The 13,880-nt window shown below is 31.3% G+C and carries 15 protein-coding genes; 6 read left to right on the top strand and 9 right to left on the bottom strand.

Annotated features, from left to right (window positions below):
* The first annotated feature begins 36 nt into the window (after positions 1 to 36).
* On the top strand, positions 37 to 1,212 hold the full coding sequence (locus LQ682_RS02840; RefSeq protein ID WP_103269139.1) for a DUF418 domain-containing protein: 1,176 nt from the start codon (positions 37 to 39) through the stop codon (positions 1,210 to 1,212).
* A gap of 7 nt (positions 1,213 to 1,219) precedes the next feature.
* Positions 1,220 to 1,450, top strand: coding sequence for a hypothetical protein (locus tag LQ682_RS02845; RefSeq protein ID WP_103269129.1), 231 nt, complete (start codon positions 1,220 to 1,222; stop codon positions 1,448 to 1,450).
* Positions 1,451 to 1,549: 99 nt separating this feature from the next.
* Here LQ682_RS02845 and LQ682_RS02850 read toward each other — a convergent pair whose 3' ends face one another.
* Positions 1,550 to 1,999, bottom strand: a complete 450-nt coding sequence (locus tag LQ682_RS02850) for a MarR family winged helix-turn-helix transcriptional regulator (protein ID WP_103269130.1) — start codon at positions 1,997 to 1,999, stop codon at positions 1,550 to 1,552.
* A 213-nt stretch (positions 2,000 to 2,212) separates the two neighbouring features.
* Between LQ682_RS02850 and LQ682_RS02855 the strand changes: the two genes are divergently transcribed.
* Complete coding sequence (locus tag LQ682_RS02855) at positions 2,213 to 3,856, top strand: alpha-keto acid decarboxylase family protein (protein WP_103269131.1); 1,644 nt, start codon at positions 2,213 to 2,215, stop codon at positions 3,854 to 3,856.
* 38 nt (positions 3,857 to 3,894) lie between these two features.
* On the opposite strand, the gene LQ682_RS02860 is transcribed toward LQ682_RS02855, so the two are convergent.
* Entirely contained in the window at positions 3,895 to 4,479 is a 585-nt protein-coding gene (locus LQ682_RS02860) for a LysE family transporter (protein WP_103269132.1), read from the bottom strand.
* Positions 4,480 to 4,586: 107 nt separating this feature from the next.
* On the opposite strand from LQ682_RS02860, the gene LQ682_RS02865 reads away from it, so the two are divergent.
* On the top strand, positions 4,587 to 5,144 hold the full coding sequence (locus tag LQ682_RS02865; protein ID WP_103269133.1) for a helix-turn-helix domain-containing protein: 558 nt from the start codon (positions 4,587 to 4,589) through the stop codon (positions 5,142 to 5,144).
* 265 nt (positions 5,145 to 5,409) lie between these two features.
* On the opposite strand, the gene LQ682_RS02870 is transcribed toward LQ682_RS02865, so the two are convergent.
* From LQ682_RS02870 to LQ682_RS02900, 7 genes are all read right to left on the bottom strand, one after another.
* On the bottom strand, positions 5,410 to 6,447 hold the full coding sequence (locus LQ682_RS02870; protein ID WP_103269134.1) for a galactitol-1-phosphate 5-dehydrogenase: 1,038 nt from the start codon (positions 6,445 to 6,447) through the stop codon (positions 5,410 to 5,412).
* Between the two features lie 29 nt (positions 6,448 to 6,476).
* Complete coding sequence (locus LQ682_RS02875) at positions 6,477 to 6,632, bottom strand: hypothetical protein (RefSeq protein ID WP_017000186.1); 156 nt, start codon at positions 6,630 to 6,632, stop codon at positions 6,477 to 6,479.
* A 23-nt stretch (positions 6,633 to 6,655) separates the two neighbouring features.
* Complete coding sequence (locus tag LQ682_RS02880; protein WP_103269135.1) at positions 6,656 to 7,687, bottom strand: zinc-binding dehydrogenase; 1,032 nt, start codon at positions 7,685 to 7,687, stop codon at positions 6,656 to 6,658.
* 20 nt (positions 7,688 to 7,707) lie between these two features.
* Complete coding sequence (locus LQ682_RS02885) at positions 7,708 to 8,967, bottom strand: PTS galactitol transporter subunit IIC (RefSeq protein WP_103269136.1); 1,260 nt, start codon at positions 8,965 to 8,967, stop codon at positions 7,708 to 7,710.
* Positions 8,968 to 9,061: 94 nt separating this feature from the next.
* Positions 9,062 to 9,340, bottom strand: a complete 279-nt coding sequence (locus LQ682_RS02890; RefSeq protein WP_017000189.1) for a PTS sugar transporter subunit IIB — start codon at positions 9,338 to 9,340, stop codon at positions 9,062 to 9,064.
* Positions 9,341 to 9,404: 64 nt separating this feature from the next.
* On the bottom strand, positions 9,405 to 9,872 hold the full coding sequence (locus LQ682_RS02895) for a PTS sugar transporter subunit IIA (protein WP_103269137.1): 468 nt from the start codon (positions 9,870 to 9,872) through the stop codon (positions 9,405 to 9,407).
* Positions 9,873 to 9,891: 19 nt separating this feature from the next.
* Entirely contained in the window at positions 9,892 to 11,982 is a 2,091-nt protein-coding gene (locus LQ682_RS02900; protein ID WP_308863787.1) for a BglG family transcription antiterminator, read from the bottom strand.
* A gap of 245 nt (positions 11,983 to 12,227) precedes the next feature.
* Between LQ682_RS02900 and LQ682_RS02905 the strand changes: the two genes are divergently transcribed.
* Together LQ682_RS02905 and LQ682_RS02910 are read left to right on the top strand one after the other, a co-directional pair.
* Positions 12,228 to 12,911: an RluA family pseudouridine synthase gene (locus LQ682_RS02905; RefSeq protein ID WP_017000192.1), complete on the top strand. Its 684-nt coding sequence runs from the start codon at positions 12,228 to 12,230 to the stop codon at positions 12,909 to 12,911.
* Between the two features lie 114 nt (positions 12,912 to 13,025).
* Positions 13,026 to 13,733: a MerR family transcriptional regulator gene (locus LQ682_RS02910; protein ID WP_070045188.1), complete on the top strand. Its 708-nt coding sequence runs from the start codon at positions 13,026 to 13,028 to the stop codon at positions 13,731 to 13,733.
* Positions 13,734 to 13,880 lie beyond the last annotated feature (147 nt).

The raw sequence follows: 13,880 nt of genomic DNA on the forward strand, positions 1-13,880 counted from the left end.
GCTTTAGTTGTTAGGATGATAACTGAGGTGAAAGAAATGAAGAGAATAGAAGTGGCAGATGCCTTAAGAGGTTTTAGTTTATTTGGAATATTTATAGCAAACTTATTAATATTCCAGTTTGGTTTAACTGGACAAACATTTATAGAATTTTATCACTTAAATTCAGTAAATCAAGGTGTATATGATTTTATAAAAACAATATTTGAAAACAGTTTTATGCCGATATTTGCAATATTGTTTGGTTTTTCACTAGATAAACTATATCAATCAATGAAATTAAAAGAATTAAAAAGGCCAAGACTAAAATTATTTAGACGAGCTATATTTTTATTGATTATTGGTTTAGTGCATTCAATATATATTTGGGAAGGCGATATCTTATTTGGTTATTCATTATCAATGCTAATTATTATTCCATTTATATCATTAGGGAAAAGATTTTTTAAGTGGATAGCAATTATTGGTTTAATGCTATTATTTTCAATGAATGTTTTAGGACTATTAGATGATGAAGAGGTAAATATTAGTGATAAAGAGAAAGAGACTTATGTAGAAAAAGTTCAACATGTATTTAGTAACGGTACGTATACAGAAATACATAATAGTGATTCGACAATTAAAGATCCATCGTTAGCATATATGAAAGATGAGCTCGGTGATGCGGTAGGATTAATATTTTTATTTGCTTTTATAATGGAAGCAATATTTTTTGTATTCGGAATTTATTTGTCGAAAGCGAAATGGTTTGAAAAAGATGCTCGGCTTTTCTGGTCATCTAAACTATTTATATATTTAATACCTATATCTATTTTAGGTAAAAGTTCATATTTATGGATAGATAATGAGAATATCTCAGAAAGTTTACACGGTATATTTAGTATGACATTAGCGTTTGGTATGATGTGTTTATTTAAATATTTATATCAGAAAAAATCTGAAAATATTGTACTTCAAGGTTTTAAAAATTTAGGAAAAATGTCTTTGACAATGTATATATTACAGAGTGTAATTGGAACATTAATTTTTTATAGTTATGGTTTAGGGTTATTTGGGAAGGATATCTTAATTTTTACTATAATAATTTTTATTATTGTGTATATCTGCCAAATGTTACTTGCAACTTGGTATCAAAAAAATTTGAGATACGGACCTTTAGAATATATATTAAGAATGTTTACTTACTTTAAATTTAAAGTGAGGGCAAAAGGATGATTATAATATGATCAAACTAATAGACAACGTCCTACAATCTACAGCTTCCATACTGTTACTACTATTATTATCGAGATTTATTATTTATACATCTAATAATTTATTCAATACACATATAAGTTGGTTTTATTTAGAAAAACTCCCATATAGCTTTGTAGTTGTAACGGTACTTTTTATAATATGTACAGTTTTTCATAGTGTTATAGAAGAAAATGTACAAAAAGAAAAGAATAGATAATTCACATAAAAACAGGTTGAGACAATTCCTTGTCCAACCTGTTTTAATATTTTTCCGAATGTTACAAGATGGGGCCCACATACAACATTCCTATATTGATTATTTATCTTTTGGTTTAAGTGACTTTATATTTTTGAATCCTGAACGATGGTCCGCAAGTTGCTCCATTGCTTCATGCCAGTCTGTTCCTGCTTCTCCAAATGTTTCTTGTAGTAATTCATTTTGGGCACGGTTTAATTTGTTTACTAGTGCACTGCCTTCTTCAGTTGGGTATAGACATTTTACACGTTTATCGTTTGGTGAGTCGGCATCTCTTATAAGTCCTTTTTCTTTAAGCATTTTCAATGATGCATGCGAAGCTTGTTTAGATATTTCTAATGTTTCGAGTAAGTCTTTAATCGTAATGCCAGGTAGCTGATCAATAAAGAATAAAAATCTATGATGTTGTCTACTCATTCCGTGATCTTTAATGATGTCGTCTGCTGTATTTATAAATGTTTTGTATGCGAAGTAAAAAAGCATATGATCATAATTATTTTTATTATCCATAGTGTCGTCTCCTTTTTGTTCATTATAATAGAAAAAAGAATAAAACGCATTTATAGGTCAAGTTAATTGACTTAATTAGTATAAAGGCATACAATAGTAATTGTTAGATAGATTAAAGAAACTATAAGAAATATCCAAAGATATTTTTTTACACTAATAGGTCAATACAATTGACCTAAATAGTTATTCAATATATATAAAGGTGGAATGGACATGAAAAAACGTGTTGGGGAATATTTAATGGATTGTTTAAGTGAAGCTGGGGTAAACAAAGTTTTTGGTGTTCCTGGTGATTTTAACTTAGCATTTTTAGATGATATTATAAGCCATGAAAATTTAGATTGGGTTGGTAATACGAATGAATTGAATGCAAGCTATGCAGCTGACGGTTATGCAAGATTGAATGGAATTGCTGCAATGGTAACGACTTTTGGAGTAGGTGAATTAAGTGCTGTAAACGGGATTGCAGGCTCATATGCTGAACGTGTACCTGTCATTCAAATTACTGGAGCACCTAGTACTGTAGTTGAAAATGCAGGAAAATATGTACACCATTCTTTAGGAGAAGGACAATTCGACAACTATAGAAAAATGTATGAAGAAATTACAACAGCTCAAGGGTATATTACAACAGAGAATGCGCAACAAGAAATTCCACGCTTGATTAATGCTGCACTATCTGAAAAGAGACCAGTACACATACATTTACCTATTGATGTAGCACAATCTGAAATTGAAATTACAGAAGGATTTAAATTAGCTGAACCGGAACAACAAGATGTTTCTAATATTGTTAAGATGGTTCAAGAAAAACTTCAATCTGCTAAACAACCTGTTATTATCGCAGGACATGAAATAAATAGTTTTAAACTGCATGAACAATTAAACGAATTTGCACAATTAACGCAAATACCAGTAGCACAATTATCTTTAGGTAAAGGTGCATTTAATGAAGAAAGTCCGTTATATATGGGAATTTATGATGGTAGTATCGCTGAAGAAAACATTAGAAATTATGTAGATAATAGTGATGCAATATTAAATATCGGTGCAAAATTAACAGACTCAGCTACGGCAGGGTATTCATTTGGTTTTGATATTGATGATGTCGTAATGATTAATCATTACAATTTCAAATTAAATGAAACAAAAATATTTGATATCACGTTGCCAAATCTTATAAATGGTTTACTTGATGTGAATTATGAAAATAAAGCATCATATCCAAAGCTTAAATGTGCAGCAAAAGGCAACTATACAGTGAATAACGAACCGTTAACGCAAGAAACATACTTTAAAATGATGCAAGAGTTTATAGGTATTGATGATGTTGTGTTAGCTGAACAAGGAACATCATTCTTCGGCGCTTATGACTTAAATTTATACAAAGATAATACATTTATAGGACAACCTTTATGGGGTTCAATCGGATATACTTTACCAGCAACTTTAGGTACACAACTTGCTGATTTATATAGAAGAAATATTTTATTAATAGGTGATGGTTCATTACAATTAACAGCACAAGATCTTTCAACGATGATTAGAGAAGATTTAAAACCTGTTATATTCGTGATAAATAATGATGGTTATACTGTTGAACGTAAAATTCATGGTGAAAACCAACCATATAATGACATTCAAATGTGGGATTATAAACTACTACCAGCAGTGTTCGGTGGGAAAGATAAAGTCGCTATACATGATGTAGAAACATCTGAAGACTTAGAAAAAACATTATTAAACATTAATTCAAAACCAAATCAAATGCATTTTGTCGAAGTGAAAATGGCAGCTTCAGACGCACCAGTAAAATTAGACGCAATTGGTAAAGCATTTTCTAAACAAAATAGTTAATATTAAAAAAGAGGCATTGTTTTAAATAATGCCTCTTTTTATACATATAGGATGCTTATAGCAGTATAAACGAGTAGTAATGCCATTATAAGATTAAACATTAATTCATATTGGTTTATAAATTTTTTGAAGATGCTACCAAAAACGCTCCAACTAAATGTTCCTAAGAAACCAATTAAAGCTAAATAAATAAGCAGTATAAATTGCAATAATGGATCTTCAAAATTAGGTGTAACAAAAGCTGCGACAACACTCAATGCATAAATTGTACCTTTAGGATTGATGAATTGAAGAGCCATTCCAAATTTAATGTTATTATATTTTTCGCTAAAACCATTTTCATCTGTACTTTTACTTGTAGCAATTTTATAAGCTAAATATAATAAATACACAGCACCAAAAATCTTCATAAATAATTGAACTTTAGGGAATACTTGATATAAAAATGAACTAAAAAAGTTCGAAATAAGTAATAATAAAAAGAAACCTAAACTGACACCGATACAAAATCTTAAAGAACCAATCATGCCGTTATGTTTGGAATAAAAAAGAGACATAATATTGTTAGGGCCAGGCGTGAAACTAGAAACTACAGCGTAAATGGTCATAGACAGAACGAGCATTTAAAAACCTCCCTAAATATGCTATAACGTTTTTATATTCGTTATAATTGTTGTGCTTTATATTATAACTTTAGTGCGTTATATTGTAAATAAGAAGGTGAAATTGTATGAGAGAGATTCATGAAATAATAGCAGAAAATCTTAAAAAATATCGAAAAAATGAAGGGCTAACTTTAGATAAAGTAGCAACAATGACAGGCGTTAGCAAAACAATGCTTGGACAAATTGAAAGATTGGATTCAATACCATCCATCTCAACTATTTGGAAAATATCTAACGGATTAAAATTGTCATTTACTTCTTTAATAGAAGAGCAAACTGAAGATATTGAAGTCATTAAAAAATCAGAGTTACACGAAATAACGATGGATAATGATAAATATAAAGTTTATCCATATTTCTCATTTGAACAAGATAAACAATTTGAAATCTATATGGTTGAAATTGAACCGGGTGGATTTTTAGAAAGTGAACGACATACAAACGGTGCAACAGAATATTTAACTGTATATGAAGGAGAACTAGAACTAGTAGTTAATAATCAAATTTATTATCTAGAAAAGAATGATTCAATTAAATTCAAAGCAAACTGTCAGCACAGTTACCGCAATAAAGGTAATGATACAACTAAAATAAATATGACAATACATTACGCTTCATTGTAAACAACAACGAAACCGGGTCCGGGGTATAACAATTGTCTTGGACTTTTGTTGTGTCAGCGTGAGTAGCTTCTAACGTGCAAGAAATATAAGACAAGCATGCACGAACAAAATCGTAGTAGATTATATAAAAATAACATCTCATTTCTAACTGAATAAATCAGTGAAATGAGATGTTATTTATTTTGAGTTGGGGTTTATTTATCAAACTTTTTTCAATCCCAATCCCGCTACCTTTGCTTATTATTGATATACGGCAATGTTGAAATTATGGATGGAATATAACTTTGTCGTAATGTTTCTTCTTATTAACTAGGTTATAAAATGTATCTGGACCTTCACTTAATGGTAACTTATCTGAAATGATAGGTTCAACTTGGATTTCTCCAGTAGCCATATAATGTAATGTTGCAGTCCATTCTTTCCCAGGAAATGGGGCAGACAGACCATTCCATGAACCTAAAACGTTTAATTCGTTCCGTAATATTTTTTCAAAATGTGTGCGTTCTAATTCGATATCTGCATAAGGTATGCCTAATAGTAATACCTCTCCACCTTTAGTAGGGAGTGTAAGTACTTGTCCGATAGTAAAAGGTGATCCAGCAGATTCTACAGCGACATCTATTTTACAATTGATTTCTGATATTGCGTCTTCGAGTGATTTATCTTTTGAGTTAATGATATAGTCTGCACCGAGTTCTTTAGCTATATCTAATTTATGACTATCTATATCGATAGCAATAATTGTTGTAGCACCAAATATTTTTGCCCATTGGATAGCTAGTAAGCCAATACTACCACATCCCATCACTGCTACAGTAGCACCGGGTTTCATATTGGTACGATAAAAACCGTGTGATACAACAGCAGATGGCTCAACCATAGCTGCTGTATCAAAGTCGACGTTATCAGGTAATTTTAATACATTATGTGAGGGTAATTTGACATATTCAGCAAAGCAACCTGGTACATATGAACCTATAACATAGAGTTTTTCACATCTTGAGTATTCACCTTTTTCACAATACTGACAAGTGTGACATGCAATTGCAGGGCAACCCGTTACCGAGTCCCCGACTTTAACATGTGTAACTTCATCTCCGATTTCTTCAACTATACCAGAGAATTCATGACCGAAAGTCATCCCTTCTCGGTAAGGACCAAGTTTCTTATAGCGTGAAGTGTCTGATCCACATATGCCAGTTGCTTTTACTTTAATAATGACATCAGTAGGTGTTTGGATAGTAGGATTTAATGTATCTTCAAATTTCAAATCTTCAACACCGTATAAATTTAATGATTTCAAATGTTTCACCCTCCCTTGATTATAAATTGTTATGACTGGTCAGCAGAAACTTCTTTCTTCTTGAATAACTTTGCTCCAAAGTAACTTAAGAAAACAGCACTATTACAAACGAGTAAGTTATTCATGTAAAAATCAGTAATACCTCTCATTGGTCCAAGCATAAAATCTAACATTGGTTCTACCATATTCAATAATCTCCTTTAATAATTTATTGGATAGGGCGGAGTAATACTTTAATACCTTCTCCACCTTTAATGTGGTTATATCCTTCGTCCCATTGTGTTATATCTAATTCAGTAGTAACGAGCGCTTCAGCGTTAACTTCTCCAGTGCTTAATAGTTGTAATGAAGGTTCCCAATCTGCAGGTTTTTGACTTCTACTACCAACAACTCTAATTTCTTTTTGTACGATTTTTTCTAAATCAAAAGGAATTTCAGGGTCTTTAAAAATACCAACTTGAACATATCGGCCTTTTTTACGTAATAAATCAAGACCTTGTTTTGCAGCTGGTACAGCACCTGAACATTCTAATACTACATCAGCGCCATAACCATCTGTTAAACCATTAACGTATTCTTTCAAATCAGTATGTTGGATGTTAACAACGTGATCTAAGTTCAGTTCTTCTGCTTTTTTTAAACGTGCTTTATCGTTGTCTAAGCCAGTAATAATGACTTTTCCGCCTTTACTTTTCACAACTTGAGCGACTAATAATCCTATAGGACCTGGCCCCATAACTACAACAGTGTCGTCTTGATAAATATCGGTTTTAGAAACAGCATGGTAAGCACAAGCTAATGGTTCTGTCATAGAAGCGGCTTTATAAGATACGTTATCAGGTAATTTATGAACGCTTGCAGCACGAGCAACTAAATAATTAGTAAATCCACCATTTTGCTGTGTTCCTAGACCTTTTCTATGGTTACAAAGGTTGTAGTCACCAGTTTTACAATATTCACATTCACCACATATATAATAAGTTGTTTCTGAAGTCACACGATCGCCAACTTTAAAATCATTAACATTTGAGCCTACTTCGACAATTTCTCCTGAAAATTCATGACCTAATGTAACAGGGTAGTTTACTTTATAGTGACCCTCATACGTGTGTACATCAGTACCGCAAATACCAGCATAATGAACTTTTATTTTCACTTCATTTTCAGAAGGTGTGGGAATTTCCTTTTCTAATATTTCTAAATTACCAAATCCAGGTTCAGTTTTTACTAATGCTTTCATGAACTTTCATCCCCTTATTATTAATTAAACAAACTAAAGAACTTGAAGATAATATAGTTTAAGATGTTACCACCTTGGTCAAGACTTGAGATTTGTGATGAGCCTGATGGCATTTTGACGTTTGTTCCATCTGCCATACTAGTAAAGATAGGTGCTACATCTGTTGCGATGTATAAAGAAATAGCAACCATAATTGTACCGACAATTACAGAATGTATGATGTTACCACGTGCGGCACCTACTATAAATGCAACGATAAATGGTATTGTTGCTAAGTCACCAAATGGTAAGACTTGGTTACCAGGTAAAATAACTGCTAATAAAACTGTAATTGGTACTAAAATTAATGCAGTTGAAATAACTGCTGGGTGGCCAAGTGCAACTGCTGCGTCTAGACCAATGTAAATTTCACGATCACCGAATCGTTTATTTAACCAAGTACGTGCAGATTCAGAAACTGGCATTAAACCTTCCATTAAAATCTTAACCATACGAGGCATTAATACCATTACTGCTGCCATCGACATACCTAAATTAATAACATCTCCAGCGTTATAACCTGCTAATATACCGATAATCAAACCTAGAACTAAACCAACAAATATAGATTCACCAAATGCGCCGAAACGTTTTTGAATTGTTTCTGGATCAGCGTTTAATTTGTTAATGCCAGGAATTTTTTGAAGTCCTTTTACTAAGAAAATCCCAGGAACATATGAAATTGTACTACCAGTTGCAATTGAAACACCTGGTAGATCATAGAACTCGCTCATCATTGGAGCTGTCCAGTCTGCTACTTTCAGACAAACAATTTGGAATAGTGCAGCAGCGACTAAAGCTTGCCAAATACTACCTGAAATTGCATAAACCATGGCACCCATGAATGTGTAATGCCAGAAGTTCCATATATCTACGTTCATTGTTTTTGAAGTCTTTGTTAATAACATAATGACGTTAATAACGATACCTAATGGAATGATAAAAGCTGCAATAACTGAAGCCCAAGCGATTGAAGAAGTTGCTGGCCAACCTACATCAATAACATTTAAACTTACACCTAAGTTTTTAACCATTGCTTGTGCTGCTGGTCCTAAGTTATTTACAAGTAAATCAATAACTAAAAATATACCTACGAATGCAACACCGATTGTTAAACCTGAACGGAATGCTGCACCGACTTTTTGTCTAAAGAATAAACCTAGTAAAAATATAACAATCGGTAGAATAACCGTTGCACCTAAGTCTAGAAAAGCTTGAATAAAATCTACGAAACCACTCATACCCTACACCATCCTCTTTTTTAGAAGAATGAGGTTGAAATATCAAAGTTGTGAATTTCAACCACATGCTAGTTATTTTGATTTTAAAAACTTATTATTTTTGTAAAGCGTCTAAGATTTCTTGTTTAGTATCTTCTACACCAATACCAGTTAAGAAGTTACGTGCATTAATTACTGGGAAGTCATATTCTTTTTGAGTCATAGCTGTTGTAACGAGAAGGTCTGCTGTATCCGCATATGCGCCAACTTCTGAAATTTTAATTTGTTTTAAATCTACTTTAATATTGTGTTCTTTAGCCATTTCCTCGATTGCGTTATTTACCACTGTTGATGTTGCGATACCTGCTCCACATGCTACTAATACTTGTTTCATAATTATTTCCTCCTAATTTTAAGAATTTAATATTTAAATTCTTTTCCTGTTATATTTTAATTTTTTAAACTTCGTTTAATTCTTTATCTATCGTTTCTACGATTGTTTCTTTGTCAGTTGCGTTTGCAATAGTTTCTAAAATTTCATCATTTTGGAATATGCCCATTAATTTTTGAAGTAATGAAAGTTGAGCATCCTCTTTATCCATTGCTAGCATAAAAATTAACTTCACATCTGTTGTTTCTTTTTCTTCTCCCATAATGATAAATGGAACTGTTTCTTTGAGCGTAGCGATACCGATTGCTTTAGATTGTACGTGCTGAATGTCGGTATGCGGGATTGCCACAGAACAATACACAGTTGGTAAACCTGTTGCAAATGAACGTTCTCTTTCTATTACAGCATCTTTATAAGATTCTTTAACATATCCGTTTTGATACATTTGGTCAGATAACTTACTTAATGCTTCTTCATTTGTCGATGCCTCTAAATCTATAAGGACATTCGAGATATCGATTTTCAAATCTTGCATATAACGCAACCCCTTTGTTTTAATCTATTTTTGAGTAATGCTTAATAATTTCATAAACTTCTCTTTTAGATTGAGTTTGTGAAATACGTTGAATATTTTGAGTATCTTGAGACAAATCTCTTAATTGTAGTAGGGGACGTAAATGTTTAAATTTATCAGCTGCAGCAATGACTACAAAGATATAAACGTCTAACCCTGTACTTAATTTAAGAGGTTCTTCTAGTACCAACATACTCATTGAAGTACGGTTAACAGTGTCCTCGCCATCAGCATGAGGTATCGCTATATTTTGATTGATTACCATATAAGTATCGTCAAAAGCATTGTTCATCAAGTCTATATACTGATTATCGATATACCGGATTTTGACAAGGGGTTCAGCTGCTAATTGAATAGCTTCCTCGATATTCATAACATTTTTTGTGAAATGAATATGGTTTACAGGCAATAAATCTTGTAAATCTAAATTGCTATTTATAGACAAAGTAGATGCTTTAATGGATGAATATGCATACGTATCTTCAAATTGATCTTTAATTTGATTGAACAGTTCAGCTTCGTTATGAACCGTCGCATGTTCACGTATAATTGAAAGCATTTTTTCGGCTTGGATATCTGTTTCTAAAGTGTTATTTAATTGACCAAAAACATGTTGCCTTAGCTCGTGTTTCTCTTGAGCAGTCAAAATCGTTTTTGTAATGTACAATTTTTTATTCGTCATAATGTGCATTGGCGAAAATACGATATCAAAATCTAAATCGTATTGATTAAATTCGCGAAGTGACAAAGCATCTAGAAAAATAAATTCTGGAAATACACTTCTTAATTCTTGCAACATTAATTTCGAAATAGAAGTTCCTTGTGTACAAACAACAACGGCTTTTACTTTCTGATCGATATCTTCATCTTGCCTCCGTAAACTTCCGCCTATTAACATTGTTAAATAAACTGTTTCTTTATCCGGTAATTCTTGGTTAAGAAACTTTTCTAAAGGTTTAGAAGATAATTTAACTAAGTGAAAGAGCTCTTTATAATCTTCTTTTAGTGAATTTGTTAAGCTATCAACATCAGATAATTGATAACGAATACGATAAAATGCAGGCTTCATATGATGCATAAGCTGATGAATTAGCGATTCTTTATCTTTAAAAGTAATAAATGTTAGTTTTTCAAATTGCTCAATCATTTCTTCAAGTGCGTATTGAAGTTCTGGCAGATGTTGAACATCATGTAATTCTGACCATTGAACACTCGTTGATAATAATTGTAAAGTTATAAATAACTTTTCTTGCATAGGTATTTCTTGATAATTTGAAGTTAAAATTTCAGTTGCTTGATATTCTTGAGTATCTGAAAGATCATCATAACCAATAGAAAATGGTGCGACTATCTTATCGTGATTAATTCGCCTTAATATCAAGTAAAGTTTATAAGGTAATGTAAGTGTACTTTCGTCAATGAACATATTATTTAAATATTGTTCCACTTTATTAATGTGTTTGTTAATCAATATTATTTTGTCTTCTTCTATATTTAAACTATTGATTACGTCATTTTCTGAAATATTTAAAGTGAATACTTTATCAATTAATCTCATCAATAAGCGTCTTATTTCAAACTCATTACCAGATAAGTAATATCCTTGTTGGCGTGAATAATTAATTGATACATTGTATGAGCTTATTAATTCCTTTAATTGTTTAATGTCATTGAGCACAGTATTCTTACTTACTTCTAAATCGATTGAGAAGTGATTTAAAGATAGTACTTCATCTTCTCTAAACAACATCAACAAAATGAGGTGCGCGCGCTGATAGGCTGTATAAACCTGCTCACTTTCTTGATGGAGAGTTTCACTAGGAATATTAAGAAAATCTTTAATTGAATCATCAACTATAAAGAAACCTTGACTAGTTCTTTCTATTTGTGGATAGTCTTGTTCTTTCAACCAATCATTTAACTTTTGAATTCTGTATCCTAGTTGTCTGCGAGATATGTTAAACATCGATTCTAAATCTTTACCTTTTATTTTTGGATTTTTGATCATTTCAGTTATGATATTAAAGTTTTCCTTCTGTATATTGATTCCCTCCTTTGTTGTTATATCCAATTTATCACAGCACATCAAAGAGTTGTACAACCTTTAATCACAAATGTTATTTATATTTATGTACACCATTGTGATTATGTACATAATAAGCGTATTTATTTTTTATAAATGATGTATTTTTATTCCATTTATCTATTATTGATTTTTTATATTTCAATGTTATATTGAATGTTATTAAATTTTTATAAACCCAAAAACTTTAAAGCTGATAAGAATTTTTAATTATTTATATAGGAGTGATTTTAATGCATATTAATGTACTATATGAGGATAATCATTTACTCATAGTGGAGAAGCCAGTCAATATTGCAGTTCAAGAAGATGCATCAAAAGATATGGATTTATTGAACATGCTAAAAAGTTATATTAAAGAAAAATATAATAAGCCTGGTGATGTATACCTAGGACTTGTACATAGACTTGATAGACCAGTAGGAGGCGTGATGGTATTTGCGCGTACATCTAAAGCAGCGTCTCGTTTGTCTAATGAATTGAGGAAACAACAAATTTATCGAAAATATAAAGCGATTATTCGTGGAACATTACCTAATAAACAAGGGGAACTAGTGGATTACTTATACAAAGATCGTAAGAAGAATCTTGTAAGTGTCGTCAGTTCTAAGAATAAAGATGGTAAAAAAGCGATACTTGAATATAAAGTGTTAAGTAAAAAAGATAATTTGAGTATGTTAGAAGTAGAATTAAAAACTGGTAGATCTCATCAAATTAGAGTTCAATTAGCTAATCAAGGTACACCCCTTTATGGTGATCAAAAATATGGGGAGCACGTAAATAAACATGGGCAACAAATTGCGCTTTGGGCATCTAGCTTAAGTGTTAAGCACCCGACTAAAGATGAAATGATTACGGTTGAATCAGAACCACCAAAAGAATATCCATGGGCTGAATTTACACATACGTCAGTCTAACCTGTACATAATATTAAGGGAAAAGTATTTTCTTCTTGCTTATAACGTAAGGTCACAAGATACAATTAAACTAACACTAATATAGTGATCGTTATAAAAATGAGGAGGCAAAATATGAAGTGGACTACAGGTGAAGTAGCAGAATTATGTGATATCACAGTTAGAACTGTACAGTATTATGATAAGAAAGGTTTAGTTAAGCCGAGTGTGATTTTAAATAATAGAAGATTTTATACTGAAGAAGAACTCAATCAATTACGAATTGTTACAACATTGAAAGATATGAATTTTTCATTGAAAGAAATTAAAGAATTACTTTATTCAACGCAATCTATTAAAACGCTCAATATGTTGTTAGATGAAAAGTTACTGCAACTTGACGATAATATAGAGCATAATAAGCAAAAGCATAAACAAATTAAGTTTGTAAAAGAGAGTATTAGTAAAGAAAGTAATTATCCTGTATCTAATATTTTAAATTTAAGAAATAAGTCTGAAGAACATCAAAAGATGCAAAACTTTCGAAAAAAGTTTATGGGAATATCAATAGGCGTAGGAGTTATACAATACAGTAGTATATTGATGGCTATATTAAAAAAGAAATGGAAACCAATTATTATTGTTTATCCATTTATCATATTATATGCAGTAATAGCTTCAAAGCGTTATTATGAGGTCGTTCAATATGTGTGCCCAAATTGTCAAAGGGATTTCAAACCAAAATTTTCAGAGTGGTTTACTTCAAATCATACGTATCAAACTAGAAAATTAAAGTGTCCAAAATGTGGTGTAGAGAGTTATTGTCTTGAGACATATAAATAAAATAATAGATTATAAAAAGCCGAGCCATTAATAATAAATTTAATGGGGTGGCTTTTTTAGTATTAAAAATAAAAGGAATTTTTAGTTAATCTAATTTATGTGCAATTAATCACAAACTATATTTAATTTAAACTATAAAAATTTATG

Source organism: Mammaliicoccus sp. A-M4, assembly GCF_022386955.1.
Classification (GTDB): Bacteria; Bacillota; Bacilli; order Staphylococcales; family Staphylococcaceae; genus Mammaliicoccus; species Mammaliicoccus lentus.